Here is a 22,144-nt window from a genome sequence, read left to right on the forward strand (position 1 = left end):
TATTTGCAAAATGTAGGTCTTGCTATTCATAAAAAAATGCTCATCAATATGATGAGCATTTTTTTATGATGATTTTTCTCGTTTTTTTCGAAATGGTAACCACCAATTCCAGTCTCCAAATAACTTCATTAAGCTTGGAACGAGCATAAGACGAATAATTGTTGCATCAAGAAATATTGCTAATGCCACGCCAAGCCCCATCTGCTTTACTGGTAAAATATCAGTAAATGCGAATGCACCCGTTACAACAATCATAATTAATGCAGCTGATGTAATGATTCTACTTGTTGAAACGAGCCCTTCTAACGTTGCTTGATCGTTATCTCCTGTTTCTTCATAGAGCTCGTGAATACGTGAAATAAGAAATACTTCATAATCCATACTAAGCCCAAATACGAGGCCAAAAATGAAGATTGGTAAGACAAACAGAACCGGACTCGCTTCTAAACCGAAATGACCACCTTCAAATAACCAAACAACAATTCCAATGGTTGCACTCAAACTAAGTATATTCATAATAATTGCCTTAATTGGAATGAGTATAGATCGGAATGCAAATAATAATATAACAAAGGTCGATCCAAATATAACAGACATACCAATTACAACTTTATCTTTAATTTCATCTTCTAATTCTTGTTGAAACGTCGTCATTCCGCCTAGATAATACGTAACATTCGTTTCTTTATAGTTCTTTTTAAAGTCACGCACCCACTGTTTTGCAGTCTCTGTACGTGGTTTTGTTTTCAAAAAAACTTCTATCGTCGTCTTATTCCCTTTTGTGTATGCTTCAAATACAGGAGTTAGTTTTGCTGCTTCTGGCGACTGCAATATTCCAGCAACTTGATCTGCTTTCATTCCAGTTAACCCGTCGTATAAACTTCTTACTTCATGTACTTTTTTATCATCTTTTAACTTTTGAACGACTTCTTCTATCTTTTGTAGACTTTCTTTTTCTTTCATATCTTTTTTCGTCTCTACAACTAACGTAACATCAGCGTGTGTTTTGACAGTTTTATTAAATGCTTCTTCATACTTTTCATATGCAATCCTTGTATCACTCTTTTCAGGTAAAGCTTCAACACTAGGGAACTGCAAATTAGCTGTACGTAACGGTAATAAGCAAATAACAATAAATGTTGTAACAACAACAATCATTGCAATTGGATGTTTCATCACAAATTGTGCAAATTTACGCCATGCTTTTGCCGGCGTATGTGCTACTTGATTCTTTTTTAATATTTTTTTACCGATTAACGATAATAACGCTGGAAGAAGTGTGAGTGAGAATAAAATACTCATAATCACAACAATCATTCCGCTAATTGCGACAGATTGAATATAATCTATCTTAAAGAAAAACAAACCGGATAACCCAACAAATACGCATAATCCTGAAAATACAATTGCACGTCCTGCCGTCTGATATGTAATTGCTATCGCTTCTTTTACCGTTCGTTTAGCAACTTCCTCTCGAAAACGGTTCACAAATAATAGCGCAAAATCAATAGATAGTGCAAGTCCAATCATCGGTGCAACGTTTAACACGAAAATAGATAGTTCTTTATCCACACCGATGAAATACAATATACCCATCGTGCTAATAACACTAAGCGCTCCATTCAAAATCGGTAAAATTGATGCCAAAAGGCTACCAAACGAAAATAGTAATACAAGAAACGCAATTGGTAATCCAATCATTTCTGCTACTTTTAAATCATTTTGCGTTCTTTCATTAATCTCTTGATTAATTTTCGGAAATCCTGTAGGTGTTACTTTTAATGCTACATTACTTTCTTTCTCAATCTCATTAGCAAATTGTAATGTCTTTTCCATTCTTTCTTTATTTGTTTTCCCGGAAAATAAAATTGTCGCATAACCGATGTCATCTTGTAGCATTTCTTTATTTTGGATTGGGTGATGGAAAGATTCATAGTTCTCTTTCTCTTGAACATTCTTTACAATTTCATCTATTCGCTTTTTAAATTCCTCATGCGAAGCATCTTTATTTTTCTCAAAAACGAGCAGAAGCGTATCTTGAGACTTCTTAAAATCTTTATCTAAAATTTCTTTTGTTTTTTGATAGTCTCCTTCCGTTTGGAAACCGTCACCACCTAATACTCCCGGTAGCTTTGGAGCAAAAATCCCAAGTGCGATTGCAAGCAACAGTAACGCTACAATTACTGTATAACGAAATTGATACAAAAAAGCTCCTAACTTCCCCCACTTATCAACTTTATGAACATTTGTCTTCACACATTTTCACCTACTTTAAATAATTCAATTGTCACTTATACTGTATCATATCTTTATACAAACAAAAAACGCCTAGGAACACTATAATGATAGTTTTTCCAGGCGTTTTTTCTATCTCTCTTTATTAAGCCCCAATCTCTCAGTAAGTAAACGATGATAGTAAATAGCGATAACTAACAAAATACCACCTACGCAGTAACCAGCTAAAATATCAGTTGGGTAATGTACATTTAAAATGACTCTACTTAATCCAATCGATAGGATTACTATACCCATCAAAATCGTTATGACACATTTCCCAGCTATGCTTTTCAAATTAGCAGCAATGATATAAGCAAGAAATCCAAATGTCATAATCGATAGCATTGCATGTCCACTAGGAAAACTATATCCAAGTGCATCTAACGCTTCATTTAATGATGGACGTTCTCTCTTTACAATCTCTTTTATCCCTTTATTCACAAGATGTGTTATTAAAATTCCCATTGGATACACAATCATCGCAGCATAATAACGCTGCTTCCAAAAAACAAGCAAACTTATAACGAGCGTAGCAGCTATCCCAATTGCTGACCCCAATTTTGTAAAGTACGAGAAAAATGTAAGGGAACTTTCCGTTTGTAGCCCTTTTACTAATCCGCGGACATATGTATCCATTACTGTAACGCCACCTGCATGTACGCGCCAAGCAACAATACTAAATACAGCAAATAATAAACCGATACATATTACCTCATACTGATGTAACTTCTTCTTCAAACGATTTCCTCCTACTATGAAAAAATGCGATTTCTACTTTAGAAACCGCATTTTCTTACTTATTTACCTTTTGTTTTTAGCTCTGTCCAGTAACGATCATAGTCTTTTAACTTATCGTCTACATCAACAAGCCATTCTGTACGATCTAACTCTTCTTTCGTTAAGAAAATCATGTGATTATCACGGTATTCTTTACTATGAAGAGGATGAGCTTTTTCATTTGGATTACTGTAACCAATTGACTCGTAGTTTTTCACACTTACTTTTTCATCAAGTAAGTAGTTCATAAACTTCTCAGCAAGCTCTTTATGTTTTGCACCTTTTGGAATTGCTAACGTATCAGCCCAAATTGTGCCACCTTCTTTTGGTACAACGTATTCTACATCTTTATTATCTTTTGCGATAAATGCTGCATCTCCAGACCAAACTGTTCCGATCCAAGCATCTTCTGTAATGAATTTTTGTTTAATGTTATCTGTATCAAATGCTAATAAGTTTGGAAGCAGCTTCTTTAAATCATCCGCTGCTGTCTTTAACTCTGCATCTTCTTTTGTACTGTTTGAGAACCCGTGCTTCTTAAGACCCACTCCTAATACTTCACGAGAATCGTTTAATAACGTTACATGTCCTTTATATTTCTCATTCCATAAGTCAGCCCAGCTTGTAGGTGCTTCTTTCACATACTTTTTATTGTATGCAATCCCTGTTACACCCCAAGTGTACACTAAAGAATATTTATTCTCTGGATCAAACGCAGGTGTTTTGAAATTAGAAACCATGTTTTCGATATTTGGGATATTCTTTTTATCTAACGGCGCTAATAAATCCATTTTTGCCATTGTTTTAACCATGTAATCAGATGGTTGAATTAAATCATACTTTGCGCCACCAGCTTGTAATTTCGCAAGCATTTCTTCGTTACTTGCGTACTTATCATAGTTAATTTTCACATTATACTTCTTTTCAAAATCTCTTAGCACTTGCTCATCAAAATTGTCAGCCCAGCTATAAATATTTAATTCTTCTTTCTTTTCACCACAACCAGCAAGCACACCAGCAACAAGGCTAAAGCTAATTGCTGCGCCAGCTATTCTTTTCATTAATTTCATCGGTTTATTACCCCCTCGTACTTTCTATATCGTTCGTATTATAAAGGAAGGTGTCCTCCAGAGTTTTCTTCACCATCTGCACCTTTGTTACGGAAGATTTCAGATAGAACCATTAATCCTACGATAGCAACAATTAAAATTGTAGAAAGAGCATTAATTTCTGGTGATACTCCGCGCTTAACCATACTGTAAATGTATAATGGCAATGTTGTTGATCCTGGTCCTGATACGAAGAAACTAATTACAAAATCATCAATTGATAATGTGAATGTTAATAATGCTGCTGAAATAACTCCCGGTGCAATTGCTGGGAACGTTACAAAACGAAACGTTTGCCAAGGCGTTGCTCCTAAATCATTTGCAGCTTCTTCTAAGTCACGTCCCATACTTGAAAGACGCGCAGCTAAAATAACAACAACAAACGAAATACTAAATGTAATATGTGCAATAATAATCGTTGTTTGTCCAAGTTCCATTCCTAGCTGACTGAAAAGAATTAGTAAAGATAATCCCATTAAAATATCAGGAATTAAAATTGGTAAATATACAAGGCCATTAATAGCCCCTTCGAAACGATATTTATAACGATGTAAAGCAATCGCAAAGAATACACCAAGTACCGTTGTCACAATCGTTGTTATAACTGCAATCGTAATACTATTTACAAATGCATCAATAACATCTTGTTTTTGAAATAAATCTGTATACCAATGTAATGTAAAACCTTCCCACTCCGCATTAATGCGAGAGTCGTTGAAAGAATAGACCATTAAAACCATCATTGGAAAATACAAGAATAACAAAATTAACCAAGAATAAGAAACTAAAAACTTCTTCATCTTTGCCTATTCCCCTCCGTTCTCATTATATTTATATACTTTCGTTGCACGATAATATAAGTAAATTAACAGAACAGAGAATAGAACAACGATAATCGATAACGCAGATCCAAACGGCCAGTCACGTGCACCTAAGAATTGGTTTTGAATAACGTTTCCGATTAATGCTACTTTCGATCCGCCCATCACGTCTGATACAACAAACATTCCGATAGAAGAAACGAATACTAAAATAGAACCAGTCGCAATTCCTGACATTGTCATCGGCACTGTTATATTCCAAAATGCCTTTATTGGTGTTGCTCCTAAATCATAAGCCGCTTCTAGCTTACGCTTATCCAGCTGCTCAATTGCTGCATACACTGGTAAAATCATAAATGGTAATAAAGAATAGACCATTCCGAGTATTACAGAAGGCGTATTATATAATAAATTTAACGGTTCACTAATAATGCCGAGTTTTAATAACAACGTATTCACAAGACCTTGTGAACGTAAAATAACAATCCATGCGTATGAACGAACAAGAAAGTTAATCCAAAACGGGATCGTTGCCAATAATAAAAGAATAGAACGATATTTGCGGTCAACAATTGTAATTGTATACGCAAATGGATAACCAATTAATAAACATATTACTGTAGTAATAACTGCAATCTTAACAGTTTCCCATAACGTTCCTAAGTACAATGGATCAAACACACGGGATATATTCTCCAGCGTAAATTGCATTTCTACTGTCCCGTAAGCTCCGCGCTGCATGAAGGCGAATCCTAATACGAATACGAGCGGGATTAGGAAGAAAATTAACAGCCACGCGACTGTAGGTAGTGCGAGTAATTTCCCTTTTTTCAATTTAAGGTCACCTCGTCCTCTTGCTCCCAGCCTACATATACATTATCTCCAATGCTCCACTGCGCTGCCTCTTCAGCAGTTTGATATGCCATTAGTAATTCTGATGTTTTCTCATCACGTACATAAAGCTTCTCCATATTTCCGACAAACTCAATATCTTCAATATGTCCAAGATGGTATTCTTTTAAAATTGGTTCTTCAACCGAACGTACTTTCACATTTTCAGGGCGAATTGCTACATAGCCTTCCCCATTTTTCACAATATTATTTTCACCGATGAATGTCGCAACGAACAATGTTTTCGGCTTATTATAAATTTCTTTCGGCGTTCCAATTTGTTCGATATGTCCTTTATTCATAACGACGATACGATCGCTCATGCTCATTGCTTCTTCTTGATCGTGCGTTACGTATATAAACGTAATTCCTAAATTACGTTGTAAGTTTTTCAATTCACGTTGCAAGTCTTTTCGTAACTTAAAGTCAAGCGCTCCAAGTGGCTCATCTAATAGTAATACACGCGGATTATTTACAATCGCTCTTGCAATTGCAACACGCTGCTGTTGTCCACCAGAAAGCTTAGCAGGTTTACGATTACGGAACTCAAGTAACTGCGTTAAACGCATTGCCTCTTCAGCACGCTCTTTCTGCTCTGCTGCTGATACTTTCTGCATTTTCATACCAAAACAAATATTCTTCTCTACTGTCATATGTGGGAATAGTGCGTAATGTTGGAACACTAGGTTCATATGACGCTTATATGGCGGCAAATCGTTAATTCTTTCATCATCTAATAAAAGATTCCCTTTAGTTGGAGTTTCAAATCCTGCGATCATACGAAGTAAAGTCGTTTTCCCGCAGCCACTCGGCCCTAAAATTGTTAAAAACTCTCCCTCTTTAATATCTAAAGAAAGAGGTGGGATAATCACTTGATTTCCAAAATGTTTTTCAACTGCTTCAACTTTAATAATCTTTTTCATTTTCCCGTCCTATCTACCTTAAATTTTAAATTTTTATATTCATGAATAAATATTTATGTTCTATAGACTATTTTTTGTTTCGATCCAAACAAAAATGGTTATTTAGCAAGCGTTCGTTTCTATTCTTTATGTAGTATGTTTGATTCATTTTCGCATGATACATAACGTCGAACAGAAAAACCCCTTCCATCGCGAAGGGGCTATTATCATACGGCTACGCCTACTGATAAACACCATCATCATTTTAACAACTTTCGTATGAATTTTAAAGCACTTTTTGTAGAAGAGTAACGAATTTTCATGTCGAATGCTGTAGATTGGGCTAAAATGCTTTTATAATGTGAAAAAGTCCGAAAACTTTCTTTCCCATGATAACCCCCTAATCCACTACTTCCAACACCCCCAAAAGGTAAATATGGCGTGGCAAGATGGTAGACAACATCATTAATACAGCCTCCACCATATGAAATATTACTCGTCACTTTCTTTTGTACTTCTTTATCTTCCGAAAATACATATAACGCTAACGGCTTCGGATGTTGCTGGATTGTGCCAATTACATCTTCTATATTGTCGTACTCTATGATTGGTAAAATCGGACCAAAAATTTCATCTTCCATAACAGCATCTTGCCATGTAATATCCGCTAGCACTGTCGGTTCAATATGTAATGTATCTTTCTTATAGTTTCCACCAATTACGACTTGACCATCTTGTAAAAATCCACATAATCGTTCAAAATGACGCTCACTTACAATACGCACGTAATTTTCATTTTGCAAAGGTTCTTTACTATACTGCTCTGTGATTTCATGTCGCAGTGCCTCAACTAGCTGTTCTTTCACGGAAGAATGCACGTACATATAATCAGGCGCTACACATGTCTGCCCTGCATTTAAAAACTTACCCCAAACAATTCTTCTTGCTGTCATCTCTATCTTTGCATCTTTATGTACAATACAAGGACTTTTCCCGCCAAGTTCTAACGTAAGCGGCGTCAACTGTTTCGCTGCTGCTTCCATTACAACTTTTCCAACGCCAACACTACCAGTAAAGAAAATATAATCAATTGGTTCCCTCAGCAAAGATGTACTCTCTTCAACGCCACCTTCTACTACCGCTACAAGCTCTTCTGGGAATAATTCACCTAACATTCTCTTAAGCACTTTTGAAACGCTTGGCGTTAACTCTGACGGCTTTAAAACGATTGTATTTCCAGCTGCAAGTGCTCCTACAAGTGGTGCAATTGCTAATTGAAAAGGATAGTTCCACGGTGCAATAATAAGCGTCACACCATACGGCTCTGGCACTACTTTTCCTTTTGATCCAAAATGAGTGAGTGCTGTTCGAACTCGCTTCGGTTTACTCCACGATGACATATGTTTCAATTGAAAGGAAATTTCTTTTAATACATATCCAACTTCCGTTGTAAACGACTCGTGAACTGACTTATTTAAATCTAATTTCAATGCCTGAAATATTTCTTCTTCAAAACGCTGAATGCCTTCATAAAGCTTCTTCAAATTATTCTTTCTCATTTCGATGCTTCTCGTATGCCCTTTTAAAAAATATTCCTTTTGCCTACTTACAATAGAGGTAATACTCATTCACTCACCTTCTCCCACTATTTTTATCCAATTCTTTCATTATTTATATAGACTTCATATATAACAAATTTCTATTCTTAAAGTTACATTATATATGACTTTTTCAGCTATATAAAATTCATTGCTCACAAAAAAACTACCGAAAGAAAATCTCTCGGTAGTTTCACAGTATTAACGATATAAACGAACAGCACCTGCAGAATTATCATCAGCTTGTCCTACTACTTCAAACTTCAGACCAAGCTTCGGTAAAATACGTCCTGCATCTGGAATCTGTTGATTAATATACGTTTTCGAATCATCAAATTTCGGTACACCCGCTAAGCCATCATACGTATACGTTCCACGCGTTGGAGATACAACTTTCCAAGCTGGCGTTTTATCGAATGAGAATGCAGCATCAGCGATTTGGAATCGTGTACTACTTTCAATTGTCGGTTTACCATTTAAAGTCCCTACAATTGCTTCTGGATGAGAATCAACTACACCAAGGAAACCATGTCCTGGATGTAAACCAACCCAGTTATCTGCATAAGCTGAGTCTGCATACCATACAACCATACCTGAGTTATATTCTGGACCGCGAGCAAATTTCAATGCGCTATCTGATCCAGTATGGTTTCTCCACTCTACGTAGTAATTATGTTTTTTCTTCTCTGTTCCGCTAGATACAACGAAACCATCTAATTTTAATTGTGGTGTACCTTCTGCATCATCAGAGAATACTACTTTACCATCCACTGTTAATGAAGCATTATCAAGTAGGAAACCATTTAATGCTAAACCACCATCCGTAATGTACTCAAACGTTAATTTTACTTTTTTACCTTTGAATTGACTTAAATCATATGATTTGTCAATCCATTTTCCATTTGTCGAATCTGCATTTCCATTATTTGCTTTCTCGCCAAGTCTTTCAATTAACGTTTTTTGACCATCTTCTGTTACAGCATGTACTTCAAGGAAATCATACTCAGCTTCAATCTCATATAACGATTTGAAATCAAATTTCGCATTCGTTACATTCGTTAAATCGAACAGTGGTGTTTCTAACGTTGTATGAAGATTGTCACCTTTTGTACTGTAGTAATACTGTTTACCAAATGCTGGTGCAATTGTTTTTACATCTTTATCTGGTAAGTTAACACGAATCATACCTGGACGGTTAGATTTCGTAACACTTTGATCTAAATATGTTGCTAGACCGATACCTTTATTTAATTTCTCGTAATCTACTTCTACGATATTTGCCCAGTTACCACCGATTGTTTTTTGGAAAAACTCTTTATTTTGTGGTGAGAAACTCGTCGGTGTTGTTCCAGCGATTTTACCCGCCCAGCTGCCGCCACTCATAACAGACCAAGCTTGAATTGGCTCACCATGACCCGTATAGTCTGTATCATACTCATCTGGAAGACCTAAATCATGACCATATTCATGCGCGAATACACCAACTGCGCCATCTTCTGGTTCAATTGTGTAGTCGAATGCTGCCATCTTTCCGCCCCAATATGGAACTTTCGCTTGTGTACCTTCAATTGCGAATGGTTTTGGTCCAACTGTCCAGCGATGTGACCAAATTGCATCATCACCTAATTTACCACCGCCAGCTTCTTGTCCAACACCCGCATGAATAATCATTAAATGATCGATTAAACCGTCAGGTTGATTTTGATTTCCATCACCATTTACATCGTATTGATCGAACTGATCAAACTGTGATAAATCAAGACCGCTATCTACAGCTGCCTTTAATGCATCTTTTACTAGATCACGTGGTCCTTTTGGTCCTTTATTATCATGACCTGTAGCAGCATCTGCACCGTAATCAGCAGCTTTACCAGGAACTGTTAACCATTTTGTAACTGTTCCGTCTACTGTATAACTACCGCCAGATTGCTCTTCGTAATATTGTTTAAACGTTTCGATTTTGCTACCATCCTCTAATGCGAATGGCTCATTACCAAATAACATTTTTTCATAATGTTCTTTGTTAAAATCGTCAGTATACATATAACCAGGTTCTTTATCAATATTGTTATGTTTAAAGTCAGCGTACTCTACAAGTAAAACGAGTACTTTATCTTTACGAACTTCACCGTTATATTCTTTTCCCTTTGCTGGAGAAGTTGGTACTTTACCATTTAGACCACCCTTAACTGGGCCTGTCGCTGCAGGTGTCCCTGTTGCTGGCTGATTTAGTTTTTCTTTCGTGTCTGCTTTCGCATCTTTCACTTTCTTTAAAAAGTCAGATGCTTCTTTCGTAAGTTGATCCCCATTTGTTGCTTCTTTCCCAGGATTTTCACCCTTTTTGTTCTCTACATACTTTTCAACAGCTTTCTTTGTTTCTTTCTCTGAAGCTGAAGAATCAATTACCCCACGTTTTTTCAGTGCATCTGCTAAACGTTCTTCTGGAATTAAATGATCATCGACTGGGCTCGTAGCTGTCTTATTCACAGGTGTTTCAGCATATGCAGATTGAGTGCCAGCTCCGAATGAAAGGCCTAATACAGCTGTTAAAGCGATTGATGACAAAACTTTGAACGGTTTCTTGTTCATCCCATATTTCCTCCCCTAATAAATAATATGTATTACAAATTGAATTTTATTAAAAATTCAATATTTTTTCAATATTTAGTCATATTATGTAATGTTTTTAATATATTTGTAAAAATTTCATAGTTAGCATACGAATATATCACAATTCAACAATGTTTTCTGAAAATATTGAAAGTTTTTATCGAACAATTTATAATTTCCATAGAGGGAGTTTAATGGGGATTTTATCTTTGTTTCATCTACAAAATATTTGATAATTCACTATATAAAACACAAAATCCGATTGCATTATCATGTATTCTGTAGCAGCAATTATGACCGATAATTAGGGAGGAATTACATTTGTACAAAGATAAGACAGACGCACTGGATCAAGAATGGATTGATTTAATACTTGAAGCTCTAGATGCCGGTATCGCCATGCAAGACATTGAGCAATTTTTCCAACGTATGAAGCCATCCAGTCAGGCTCAATAGGTTTGTTCTTTTTAACGAAGTTTATGTTATAATAATGACATCATAAGACAACTACATATTGATAGAAAGGTGCGCAAATATGATTGGAGAACGTATAAAACGCCTTCGTTTACAAAAAGGTATTTCATTAACTGAACTTGCCGAAAAAGCTGGCGTTGCTAAATCTTACATTAGTTCTATAGAACGAAATTTACAAAAAAACCCTTCCATTCAGTTTCTTGAAAAAATCGCAGCAGTTCTACAAATTCCAGTTGATACTTTACTTCATGATGAAACAACAAAGGAAACTAACCTAGACTCCGAATGGACACAACTCGTTAAAGATGCAATGAACTCTGGTGTCTCCAAAGAACAATTTCGTGAATTTCTTGAATTTACAAAGTGGAAGCAAAATCAAAAATAATAATAGAAAGAAGTGCTTACAACCAGCACTTCTTTTTCTTTATAAAAAAAGCGGGAATACCCGCTTTTTTATTATTTTTCTTCCCCAGCTTCTTGGTTAGCATTGAATGTCCATTCTAAATTCAATGTATCACCTTGGAAGATATTTTGGTCTTTTCCGTCATCTACAAATTCAAATTGCACCCATAGATAATCCTCTGTACCAGCTGCTAATCCACCCTTTTCTCCCCACTCAGGAGCAAAGATGTCTTTAGCTAAAAGATCTGGATCCACATTTTGTAAGTCTGCTAAAGTTGTTTCGTATACAGGCTCACTTTGTTTATCCCAGTTCCAAAGGAATTTTACTTTAACGTGCTTACCAAAGTCTTCACCAGCATTATCACCTTTTGCATCTTTAACAGTATACTTTGTTGCTAATTTAACGTCTTTAATAGTTAACGAACCGCTGTTTTGTAATAAGAACTCTTTCTTAACAGAATCCCCTGGTTTTAAATCTTTAATATCTACAAGCGTCTTAGGGTTTAATGTAAGGTCTAACGTCCCAGCTGCAAATGTATTGTTTGATACTTCTTTATCGCTAAAGAATGCAAATGTTCCTCCACCAATTAAAGCTAACCCCAATGCTGCTGATGCAACTCCCATACCTAATTTCTTTTTCAGACTCACAATCAATTCCCCCTAGCTTTTTTTTATATTTTTATCACTTATTTTTCAATAAGAGATGTAAAGAAAACTATATTAGCTTAGCTAATATGTGTTCTTTTTTAAAAACCTTATGTTCATTATAACGAACAAACCTATATAAACACAACACATATTTATTAATATTTTCAGTTATTTTTATTTCTCAATATTATTTAGACTTTTCAGAAAAAAGAATGATAATTTATTTATTTTTTCACACTCAAATCATTTAATACTATAAGAAAAAAGAAAAATAAAGAAGTGAGGGCTAACGTTCCCTCACACTCGTATAAATATTACTAGTCTTACTTATTCGTTCACTCTCTCTTACACCACATTCTTGTTTTCTGACTGTTTCACTAAAGCAGTTACTCCGCTTTCTTCTGCTCTTCTAGCTTTTTCTGCTCTTCCGCTTTCTTTTGCTCTTCTACTTTTTTCTGTTCTTCTACTTTCTTCTGTTCTTCGGCTTTCTTTTGTTCTTCTACTTTCTTCTGTTCTTCTACTTTCTTCTGTTCTTCGGCTTTCTTTTGTTCTTCTACTTTCTTCTGTTCTTCTACTTTCTTCTGTTCTTCTACTTTCTTCTGTTCTTCTACTTTCTTTTGTTCTTCTACTTTCTTTTGTTCTTCGGCTTTCTTCTGTTCTTCTACTTTCTTTTGTTCTTCGGCTTTCTTTTGTCCTTCCGCTTCAATTGCAATGTTTAATTGTTGCTGAAGAGCCTGAATTTGCTCATCAATAGCTTTCAAGCTAATTTCTTTCTCAATATAGTCACGCTTCTCTTTGATACTGCGGAAGCCTTCATTTACATATATGGACACTTGCTGCATCGACTCATCTTTATTTACCTTTAATTCTTCTTGTATTTGATTGTAAGGAGCTTCTATTTCAGTATATACATTTTGCAGGGCTTCCTTCTCAGCAACAATTTTCTCACGCCCTTGTTGCCATACAGAAATCGCCTGTTTTATTTCTTCAATAGAAGTTGCTTTCGATTTTCCCTTCATCGTTCCATACTCACGCTCAATAAACTGTTTATGTTTCTCAGATTGCTCTTTTAACGTATTAACTGTTTTCGGAAATATAATTGCTGTAGAAAACGTCGCTTCTACTTTCGTTTCATGAATGAACGCCGCTTCTGTATGCGTCATAATTTGAGATCCTAAATAAAACGTAATAGAACACATACACGGCAATATAAGCATCTTTTTAAAATTACGCGGTCTTTTCAGCATCTTAATCTCTCCCATCGAACATTACGTTCTTTATACAGAACATTATCTATATTATAGTAAAGAACTATTAAAATTGATAGACAAATACTAGAAAAATAGAAAAAGGGCTATCCATGTGATAGCCCTTTTTGTTATTATCTTTCTTCACCTGCTGTTTGTTGTGCATCAAACGTCCAATTTAATTGTAACTTATCGCCTTGGAATTGATTTTGATCTTTTCCATTATCAACGAACTCAAATTTCACTTTGAATTTATCAGATTTACCTGCTGAAATACCTTTTTCATCCCAGAACCAAGCCGATAAATCATTATCTACAGCTGTAAGTGTGTCACCTTTTAATTTATCTAAAGTGGTTTGTTTCACAATTGTCTCATGCTTATCTACATTTTTTAAGAATGTTACTTTAATATGTTTACCAAAATCATCTTTATTATCTTTCTTTACATCTTCTACATTATAATCTGTTTTCAGTAAAACCTTTTTAATATTTAAAGAGCCTTTATTTTCTAGTTTAAATTCTTTTTCAATTGTATCCCCAGGTTTTAAATTCGATACGTTAACAACTGTTGATGGATTTAATGCTAAATCCAGTGTCCCAGCCGCAAATGTATTGTTTGACACTTCTTTATCACTGAAAAATGCAAATGTTCCTCCACCAACTAACGCTGCTCCTAGTACTGCTGATGTAATACCCATTCCTAATTTTTTCTTTAAAGTCATGTCCATATCCCCTTAATATATATATTTGTTAACTTCCTAAACGGAAAGTATAACCAAACGAACTAGACGGATTGTTCTACTTTTTTATCTTTCTTTTCTCCGTCAATGCTACGAATAGCCCCAAAAATAGAAATCGCGGAATATCCAAGTAAAAAGACTCCTGGAATAATAAGAAGTAATGCTGCTCCTGCTTTTGAATTCGCATAATTCAGTAAATAACCAACGTACGGAACTGTAATATCTGCATACTTTCCAACTACATTTTCTGCAAGTACTGGCTCTAAATCTGGTCCGTTGTTGTTATCCCCTTTTGTTTCATACATTACTTTTCCATTTGTATCTTTCACACCGATAATACGGTGAGTGATAATTTTTTGATCTTTCTCTTTAAAGGTAATAACATCACCTTTTTGATATTTAGAACCATCTTTGTTTGGTTCTATTGCAATGATTGATCCTGTTAAAAACGTCGGCTCCATTGATCCTGAAAGAACGCTCTTAAATTGATATCCCATCACTGTCGGATCACCACCGCTCGCTTTTGAAGAAATAACTACAAAAGCTAAAAAAACCATCAATGCAAATAAAACAAATGAGATCGCGTTGCTAATTACCTTCCAAATTAATTTCATCGTCTCTCTCCCTCTCCGTTGTTTTATATTATTTGAAGTATGCAATATCCATTACGTTCTTTAACAAGAACACAAGTAAATGATATAACGAACTTTAAGTTATTGCAATAAGAAAATTTACAATTATTAGTTATTTAAAGTATAAAAAAAAGACTGTGCCAAAATTTTACACAATCTTTTTATTAGTAATTTATTTACCTTCTGATTTCATTCCTTTTGTATTTCGGCGCAACACTACATATAAAATTGCTCCAAATAATACAATCACACCTATCCCAACACTTATTACTTTAACATTTGAGTCTTTTACTTCAGGCATAGTTGTATCTTTTTTAGGCATCGCAAAAGTGACATCTTCTGTTGAAAGAACATTTACCGTCGCAATTGTTTGATTATTTTTCGTAATATCAACTGCACCAACTACCTCACCACGATGTATTCCTTTATGATATAAAGATTCTTTATCTAATGAAGCCGCCCGGAAAATAGTTTTCACATTTTTCCCTTCATCTTTCTTAAGCATAAGCTCCGCACTTTGTTCCAACTCAGAATTAACATCTTTATTTAAATATGTTGTTTTTTGATGCCAATTATGTTTATCCAACACCATTTGCTTCGTAAATTGACCGAAAGAATATTCCGCCATCAGCTTCAAATCTTCATAAATTTCAGGTCTTTGAGAAGCCATTACTACGCTTATAATACGGTTTCCATCTTTCTCATTTAATAAAACAAGTGTATTACGCGCTTCATTCGTAAACCCTGTCTTACCGCCAATGCTATATGGATTTTCAAAAAAATTAGATTTATTAAAAATAGACACCGTCTGCCTAGACGTCGTAACTGTCGTTCTTTTCGTATTCATCGCTTGTAAAATTTCAGGATACTTTTGCACACCCTTCGTAATCATAGCCATATCATACGGCGTCGTATAATGGTTCGGATCATGCAGTCCATTCGGTGTTACAAAGTGGCTATCTTTCGCCCCTAATTGCTTCGCTTTCTCATTCATCATATTAGCAAAATTCTCAACACTCCCGCCAATCCGCTCCGCAATCGCATACGACACATCATTCGCACTCAGCACCATTAAAATCATAAGCGCAGTATTTCTATTAATTGTCTCTCCAGGTTGAAACTCAATTTGATAATTACTCTTCTCTTGATCTAACGCTAATTGTGAAAATGTAAATTGATCCTCTGGCTTTGTATGCTCCATGAGTAAAATCGCTGTTAACACCTTCGTCGTACTAGCAGGATATGCTCGGTGATATGCGTTTTTGTCATACAAAACATCTCCTGTTTTCGCATCAATTGTCGTTGCAAACTGACTAAAAACATTCGGTCCTTCTGCAGGTGGTGGTGCAACTTGTTCTGGATTTACTCCAATATTCGTCTCAGCACGCAATGTCATAGGTGTCAATAAAAACAAACAAATAACTGTAATAAAAACCAAAATTTTCTTAAAATTTACCATATGACTCTCCCTTTTCCATTTACTCCTCTAACAAAATAAGAAATCTACCAATCATATGTAATTTGTATTAAACTGGAAGAATTTTCACTATTTTTTACTATATCATATTTTTACGATAAAGAACATAAATATACAATAAAAATAAGAAGGAATTACTCTTTCTTATCCTTCTCATCTATCAACGAATCTATTAACTTTTGACTAGCTTCCTCGGGCGTAATCTCATCGGTTATCCCCATAAACGACCAACCTTTAGAATCAACCCACTCAACAAACTCTTGTAAAAATTCATCATGTGTAACATCCACATCAAGAATCGAGCCATTAATCGAAATCGTTCTATTTTTAGACACGCGCATCTTGAACGTTTTTCTTACCATTACAACTTTTCTCCCTCTACTTCTGAATATTTATAAAGTGAAACTTTCATCAACCCTCACCAATCGGACTTTTACGGCCATCCCGATCCCAACCTAACTTCTTTACTTTTGCTAAATTTCGAGGTAAGGGATCTTACTGCCCGCAAATAGCGAGATAAAATAATCATGTATCTCTGTTATACATGATTTTCAGTAAATTGTAAAAAGGATATATTGGCCAATTGGCATATTGAAACTGAAAATCTATCATTCTGCAAAAATATCAAATGATATGTAATTGTTCATAAATGACTAAATAGATTCACATAAAAATAAAACAACTTACATTTTACCACACCAAATACAAATGACTTTCTTACAATGGAATGGAGTATACTAGAAGAAAACTTAAAATGAGGAGGAACCTCATGACGCGTTGTACGTATTTTAAAACGAAGTGGACAATAAAAGATGTATGGGCAATACTCGTGACATTTGAAAAGGATTGTCCGTATTGTTTTATGAGACAATATCTATCAAAGAAAACGGTGAACGCTATGCCAGAACTTATAAGCTTACCTTTACATTTCTTACTCCCTTTTCTTGTTGATTTGAGTGCTGAAGGTCCTTTGGATTGGTATCGTAAATAATATAACCACTACATCCAAAGACTACTTTCTACTGAATTCGCTTCTCATCATTATTCCTTCATACATTACTAGCATCATCGCTTATACTTTCCCTTTTGAAGATTCTGTAGCTCAGCAGGAAGAGCGTCCCCTGAACAAGGTTTATCAATTATGACTTTAATAAACGATGATATATGCATACTGTTAAGCATAAAAAATTAGCATTAAGTTCCACTCAAATATTAATTGAAACCCAACACTCCATTTAATCTGTAATCTAGAATACAAGCAGTGTTTTTTATTATGCATTTTTGCATACAGTATTATTTTCTCTTGTAAATAGATAATAATGTTATATAATAAAACCAATGTTTTACCAATAAAAGGTAATAAGAAGTAGTGGAATAAGTAAATAACCAAAGCGTATTAACAGATTTGTTCTATGTAAATCATGATACATATATGGAATCAAAACTATGAAATTTTATGTAGTGATTAGATTACTACAAGATGAAAGATTCATAGCGAATACACTTAAGGAAAAAACGTTCCATTAGATTAATGTGATATCTATCGAACGAATTGAGAATATACTTAGGGGGAATTTCAAGTGAAAACATTTGGTAAAGTATTATTAACTGGCGCATTAGCTTTAGGCGGTTTAACGGTTATGAACATTGAAACACCAAAAGCACATGCTGACGAATGGGATGGTTGTCATTACATTTGTGGTCCTGGTGAAACGGTGAACGGTGTTACAGTTCAGGTACACTCTACACAAGTTACTTTTGGTAACAGCGTAATTGCAAGAATTACAAATGACCGAGCTGAAGAAATTCATTACAATGTCAGCCTTGAAAAGAAATATGGCGATAGATGGGGAGAATTTGAAACCAACTTCCGTTGGCAAAATCAATGGGTCCCAGCTGGAAGCAATGATGAAATTGCAACTTTCACAGGATATGGCGATGATATTTATGAGGATGGAACATATCGTTATAAAGTCGAAATAAAAGGCGCTGACGGTTCTATTGATACAATTTACACAGCAGGAATGACAGTTACAGGACGATAGCTTATGAACAAGCTCCATTATTTATGATTGTATTTTTGAAAATATCATTGATAATTGCGTTGATATTATTATTAAAATAAGCTCTTCGGGGCTTATTTTTTTATACAAAAATTAGAATATGAATATTCAGAAAATTACACCTTTACACCATTAAAGTTTGTTGCTATTATAGGAATACATCAAATGTTACAATACTCAACAAATTGTACAAATTCTCCGATTACACGAATGAAAACACATTACTGGTCGTAATATTTATAGTTGGGATCCCGTAGCTCAGCAGGGAGAGCGCCACCTTGACAGGGTGGAGGTCGTGAGTTCGAGCCTCTCCGGGGTCATATAAAAAAGAGACACCATATCAACCTTCTACGTGATATGGTGTCTCTTTTTATCTAATTCAATTACTTCCCACCAAACATCTTCTCCAAAGACTTCGCATTGGCAAACAATACTTCTTTCAAGTTATCGTCAGCAACGATTTTATAGTCGCCATCTTTGTCTTTCTTTAAGTTCAATGTAACTTCGCGAGTTGCCATTGCTGCATCTTTATCTGCTAAGTTTTTGACGATAGTTGATGTCATTGTTTTTTCGATTGCTTTTTCAGATTGTTCTTTGTCTTCACTAAAGGCACTAGCGAACGCCATTGGCATAACTTCTCCCACTGCTTTTGTTACAGCAACGGATAGATCTGCAGATGTAATTTTCACTTTCACTTCTGCTTTGTCATCCTTTTTCGATACTTCTTCTAGCTTTTCAAATTTAAAGTTCTTTGTAATTGCACTTAGCATTGCTTTTGCCTCAGCATCATCTGTTTTTTCATTTAGTTTATTAAATTCCTTGTCACTCTCAACAAATGTACGAGCCTTTTCTACATCACCTTTTTGTATCGCTGTTAAAAATTCTTCTGTAGTATCTTTCGGATTTGCACACCCTGCTAAAACAACCGCTGTTAATCCTACTACCATCATTAATAGCAATAATCTCTTTATCTTTTGCACGCTCATTCTCCTCATTATCTTTTCTAGTAAGTCAGTATCATACAATATTATGAAACTGACATTACAAACATTTTTTAGTATAGCATTTATATGATTAATTTTCTATTAATTCCCAAAAATATAAAGAGCCTTGCAGCATTCCTACAAGGCCTCTCTTCTATCAATCTGTATCCGTAGCACAAATGAACCACATTTTCTGTTCCCTACTACCATCCACATACTCCAATCAAAAATCATAAGCAATAACCAAAGTGATATATTCATAGCAGCAAATAATAAATATAAAATCTCTCTTTTGTATCGCTCCTCTATTCATCAAAATGTAAACAGCACCGATAGGAGGAAAAAGACAAATATTTTTCTTAACACCCACGGATACGAAATTACTGTCTGCATATGAATCTCCTTTTCATCATAATACTTGCTTCAACATTGGCCTCACTACCCTATATTTATCACTATAAGCTTCCTTTATGATTAAAGGCGGGTAATCACTTTTTTCTTCCTCAATCATTGTGAATACTTCTGTTTTCTCTTGTAATGTATTAGATTCTCTATTTTTAGTAGGTTTTTTACTTGTTTTAATTTTCTTTGTTACTTCGCCAAGTTTTTGCCCGACTTCTTCTATTTTGGCAGGTTCATTCGTAACATAGTATTCTTGTTCGTCCCATACTAATATAGGTGGCACTTGTTCTCGTTTGTTACATATTATATAAGTAGTACTAGCTACAAGTAGTAGACAAGTTAATAAATAGAAGATAGTTTTTTTATTCATATACTACACTCCTTATCTATCATTTCATTGGATTATATAATACAAGTTATTTATAGTAAATGGATTTAATGGTGATTTTTAGGTTAAATAATAAAGAAAAACCTTACCGAAGTAAGGTTCCGTTTTTACATTCTATAGTGACTGACTTATTAAAACGATTATTACAATAATCGCTATAAACATAACAACTAAGCAGCCGATCATTTTATAAAATCCTCGTTTCGTTAACGTCCCGCCTTGAACGTCTTTACGAATAAATAAGAATACGGCTAAAAATAATACAAGCCCAATGCCAAAAGCATACATCATTTGCATATGTTAATCTTCCTTTCTCTCTTCCATCTTAATATCTTTTTGCCAAAACAACAAATGAGATAAAGACGGTACTCATCGTAAGTGCCATAAGTATATTCAATAATTCAGTAGCAGATAGTGTAAATATTTTTAAGTTTAAGCCGATAGAGAAAAGAAGATAATATGCTGTTAATGCAAAAAAGGTTACAAACATTCCTTTATAACGAATAAGTTTCATTCGCTCGTCTTTTTCTTTAAATTGCGGGTGTAAGTAGCTTAGACAGAAACTCATAATCATCATCCCAAGCAATGGATACGTTATAGCTGGTGGTGCAGAATGCGTCATTATACCTGTTAATATCATAAATCCACTCATAAATAGAAAAATAACACCCATAATTACAAAGTACTTTTGTGAATAATTCATCCCTATTCCCCCTCTTCTTTTCCTTCATAAATAAATACATGTTCTATCGTTGTTTGAAATGTTTTTGCTATTTCAAATGCTAGCGGAAGTGATGGATCGTATTTCCCCTTTTCAATTGAAATGATGGTTTGTCTGGAAACTCCAAGTTTCTCAGCCAACTTTTCTTGAGATAGTCCAAATTTTTTTCGGTATTCGACCATTTTATTTTCCAAGGAAATTTCTCCCTCCTCCCATATATCGAGTATATATGTAAAGTAAACTTTACGTCAAGGTTCCTTTACATTTATCCCAATCATTTTTCACTCTATTTATATAGAAGAAACTTGTTCGATTTCAGCACGTCTATTTTGTAATAAAACATGGAACACTGTATGTAATCGTTACTATATTTCCTCCTCACCTTTTTTAAAATTTAATATCTTCATATTTGTTTTATCCTTTTAAAATATTTCATTTATTTCTTTATTTCACGAAATACGTTATTTGTTTTACGGTGTTTTTCGTCATATTTATAGAAACTAACTGTTTATGGAGCATTTTTTATGTTTAGCAACTTTTTTTGTAGAAATCCTTCATTTTCCTTTCGATATTTAACACTATCGAAATAAAGTTTACGATAAATTCATAATTTTTTATTTTTTATACTATATTCCGTTATATTGTTGTATAATATCTATGAAAGCGCTTATTATTTCAATATACATAATTCAAACTAAATTTCATCGAAACATTCTAACTATTATACCTATATTTAAATGCAACAATTATAGCTATTAGTATAGGCATACCAAATATATCCACCCCATTTTTCTGTAAAATTACTTTATAAAGTGAAAGATTAACTTGGGTGATAAGTTATTGTGAATGTTTTTTTACAAAACAGATAAGTAATAGTGTTTGGTATTATGTAAATTATTGTAATAACATAAGAGTAAAGAAAAACATTTACATTGATTATTGATTCATTACTTATTGAAAAAGAGCAAAATGCACCTTTGTA

The 22,144-nt window shown here is 34.4% G+C and carries 23 protein-coding genes, 1 tRNA gene and 1 pseudogene; 5 read left to right on the top strand and 20 right to left on the bottom strand.

The window, feature by feature from the left end:
* Positions 1–63: 63 nt before the first annotated feature.
* From DN400_RS16345 to inhA1, 8 genes are all read right to left on the bottom strand, one after another.
* On the bottom strand, positions 64–2,256 hold the full coding sequence (locus DN400_RS16345) for an MMPL family transporter (protein WP_000856400.1): 2,193 nt from the start codon (positions 2,254–2,256) through the stop codon (positions 64–66).
* A 111-nt stretch (positions 2,257–2,367) separates the two neighbouring features.
* Positions 2,368–3,015: a phosphatase PAP2 family protein gene (locus DN400_RS16350; RefSeq protein WP_016513124.1), complete on the bottom strand. Its 648-nt coding sequence runs from the start codon at positions 3,013–3,015 to the stop codon at positions 2,368–2,370.
* A 59-nt stretch (positions 3,016–3,074) separates the two neighbouring features.
* The gene (gene potD / locus DN400_RS16355) at positions 3,075–4,124 is read right to left on the bottom strand and encodes a spermidine/putrescine ABC transporter substrate-binding protein PotD (protein WP_000772490.1); all 1,050 of its coding nucleotides are present in this window, start codon (positions 4,122–4,124) and stop codon (positions 3,075–3,077) included.
* 38 nt (positions 4,125–4,162) lie between these two features.
* Positions 4,163–4,963 (bottom strand): spermidine/putrescine ABC transporter permease PotC, encoded by an 801-nt coding sequence (gene potC, locus DN400_RS16360; RefSeq protein WP_061660518.1) that lies wholly within the window; start codon positions 4,961–4,963, stop codon positions 4,163–4,165.
* A gap of 6 nt (positions 4,964–4,969) precedes the next feature.
* Positions 4,970–5,818, bottom strand: a complete 849-nt coding sequence (potB, locus tag DN400_RS16365) for a spermidine/putrescine ABC transporter permease PotB (protein WP_000715500.1) — start codon at positions 5,816–5,818, stop codon at positions 4,970–4,972.
* Positions 5,815–6,798 (bottom strand): spermidine/putrescine ABC transporter ATP-binding protein PotA, encoded by a 984-nt coding sequence (potA, locus tag DN400_RS16370; RefSeq protein WP_000720333.1) that lies wholly within the window; start codon positions 6,796–6,798, stop codon positions 5,815–5,817. Before potA ends, potB begins: the two co-directional genes overlap by 4 nt.
* A 239-nt stretch (positions 6,799–7,037) precedes the next feature.
* Positions 7,038–8,405, bottom strand: a complete 1,368-nt coding sequence (locus tag DN400_RS16375) for an aldehyde dehydrogenase (protein ID WP_061660517.1) — start codon at positions 8,403–8,405, stop codon at positions 7,038–7,040.
* A 171-nt stretch (positions 8,406–8,576) separates the two neighbouring features.
* On the bottom strand, positions 8,577–10,964 hold the full coding sequence (gene inhA1 / locus DN400_RS16380) for a M6 family metalloprotease immune inhibitor InhA1 (protein WP_065228484.1): 2,388 nt from the start codon (positions 10,962–10,964) through the stop codon (positions 8,577–8,579).
* 342 nt (positions 10,965–11,306) lie between these two features.
* Between inhA1 and DN400_RS16385 the strand changes: the two genes are divergently transcribed.
* Both DN400_RS16385 and DN400_RS16390 read left to right on the top strand, forming a co-directional pair.
* Positions 11,307–11,441 (top strand): anti-repressor SinI family protein, encoded by a 135-nt coding sequence (locus DN400_RS16385; RefSeq protein ID WP_000276219.1) that lies wholly within the window; start codon positions 11,307–11,309, stop codon positions 11,439–11,441.
* 79 nt (positions 11,442–11,520) lie between these two features.
* Positions 11,521–11,844 carry a helix-turn-helix domain-containing protein gene (locus tag DN400_RS16390; RefSeq protein ID WP_000578885.1) on the top strand — a complete coding sequence of 108 codons (324 nt, stop codon included), beginning with the start codon at positions 11,521–11,523 and terminating at the stop codon, positions 11,842–11,844.
* A 71-nt stretch (positions 11,845–11,915) separates the two neighbouring features.
* Here the strand turns inward: DN400_RS16390 and calY are convergent, their stop codons facing one another.
* The 6 genes from calY to DN400_RS16420 form a co-directional block, all read right to left on the bottom strand.
* A complete protein-coding gene (gene calY, locus DN400_RS16395) occupies positions 11,916–12,509 on the bottom strand; it encodes a biofilm matrix protein CalY (RefSeq protein WP_000053715.1) in 594 nt (197 codons plus the stop codon).
* 386 nt (positions 12,510–12,895) lie between these two features.
* Positions 12,896–13,756, bottom strand: a complete 861-nt coding sequence (locus DN400_RS16400; protein WP_147801754.1) for a DUF4047 domain-containing protein — start codon at positions 13,754–13,756, stop codon at positions 12,896–12,898.
* A 134-nt stretch (positions 13,757–13,890) separates the two neighbouring features.
* Complete coding sequence (locus tag DN400_RS16405; RefSeq protein ID WP_000172854.1) at positions 13,891–14,478, bottom strand: CalY family protein; 588 nt, start codon at positions 14,476–14,478, stop codon at positions 13,891–13,893.
* 62 nt (positions 14,479–14,540) lie between these two features.
* A complete protein-coding gene (gene sipW / locus DN400_RS16410) occupies positions 14,541–15,110 on the bottom strand; it encodes a signal peptidase I SipW (protein ID WP_000767802.1) in 570 nt (189 codons plus the stop codon).
* Between the two features lie 190 nt (positions 15,111–15,300).
* The gene (locus tag DN400_RS16415; RefSeq protein ID WP_147801755.1) at positions 15,301–16,587 is read right to left on the bottom strand and encodes a D-alanyl-D-alanine carboxypeptidase family protein; all 1,287 of its coding nucleotides are present in this window, start codon (positions 16,585–16,587) and stop codon (positions 15,301–15,303) included.
* A gap of 152 nt (positions 16,588–16,739) precedes the next feature.
* Positions 16,740–16,967, bottom strand: a complete 228-nt coding sequence (locus tag DN400_RS16420) for a hypothetical protein (RefSeq protein ID WP_000251856.1) — start codon at positions 16,965–16,967, stop codon at positions 16,740–16,742.
* A gap of 407 nt (positions 16,968–17,374) precedes the next feature.
* Between DN400_RS16420 and DN400_RS16430 the strand changes: the two genes are divergently transcribed.
* From DN400_RS16430 to DN400_RS16440, 3 genes are all read left to right on the top strand, one after another.
* Positions 17,375–17,596 carry a hypothetical protein gene (locus DN400_RS16430; RefSeq protein WP_147801756.1) on the top strand — a complete coding sequence of 74 codons (222 nt, stop codon included), beginning with the start codon at positions 17,375–17,377 and terminating at the stop codon, positions 17,594–17,596.
* A gap of 589 nt (positions 17,597–18,185) precedes the next feature.
* A complete protein-coding gene (locus DN400_RS16435; RefSeq protein ID WP_000846655.1) occupies positions 18,186–18,650 on the top strand; it encodes a hypothetical protein in 465 nt (154 codons plus the stop codon).
* Positions 18,651–18,915: 265 nt separating this feature from the next.
* Positions 18,916–18,988, top strand: a tRNA-Val gene (locus DN400_RS16440).
* Positions 18,989–19,051: 63 nt separating this feature from the next.
* On the opposite strand, the gene DN400_RS16445 is transcribed toward DN400_RS16440, so the two are convergent.
* The 6 genes and pseudogenes from DN400_RS16445 to DN400_RS16465 form a co-directional block, all read right to left on the bottom strand.
* Positions 19,052–19,648, bottom strand: a complete 597-nt coding sequence (locus DN400_RS16445; protein WP_001169503.1) for a DUF4878 domain-containing protein — start codon at positions 19,646–19,648, stop codon at positions 19,052–19,054.
* A gap of 141 nt (positions 19,649–19,789) precedes the next feature.
* Positions 19,790–20,044: pseudogene (locus DN400_RS29895) on the bottom strand (hypothetical protein).
* 16 nt (positions 20,045–20,060) lie between these two features.
* Positions 20,061–20,423 (bottom strand): hypothetical protein, encoded by a 363-nt coding sequence (locus DN400_RS16450; RefSeq protein ID WP_001036582.1) that lies wholly within the window; start codon positions 20,421–20,423, stop codon positions 20,061–20,063.
* Between the two features lie 132 nt (positions 20,424–20,555).
* A complete protein-coding gene (locus DN400_RS16455; RefSeq protein ID WP_001178299.1) occupies positions 20,556–20,738 on the bottom strand; it encodes a DUF3976 domain-containing protein in 183 nt (60 codons plus the stop codon).
* Positions 20,739–20,766: 28 nt separating this feature from the next.
* A complete protein-coding gene (locus DN400_RS16460; protein WP_001109921.1) occupies positions 20,767–21,144 on the bottom strand; it encodes a hypothetical protein in 378 nt (125 codons plus the stop codon).
* Between the two features lie 2 nt (positions 21,145–21,146).
* On the bottom strand, positions 21,147–21,356 hold the full coding sequence (locus tag DN400_RS16465) for a helix-turn-helix transcriptional regulator (RefSeq protein WP_000428506.1): 210 nt from the start codon (positions 21,354–21,356) through the stop codon (positions 21,147–21,149).
* Positions 21,357–22,144 lie beyond the last annotated feature (788 nt).

Origin of the sequence: Bacillus sp. AR8-1, assembly GCF_008042345.1 — a bacterium.
GTDB lineage: Bacteria > Bacillota > Bacilli > Bacillales > Bacillaceae_G > Bacillus_A > Bacillus_A cereus.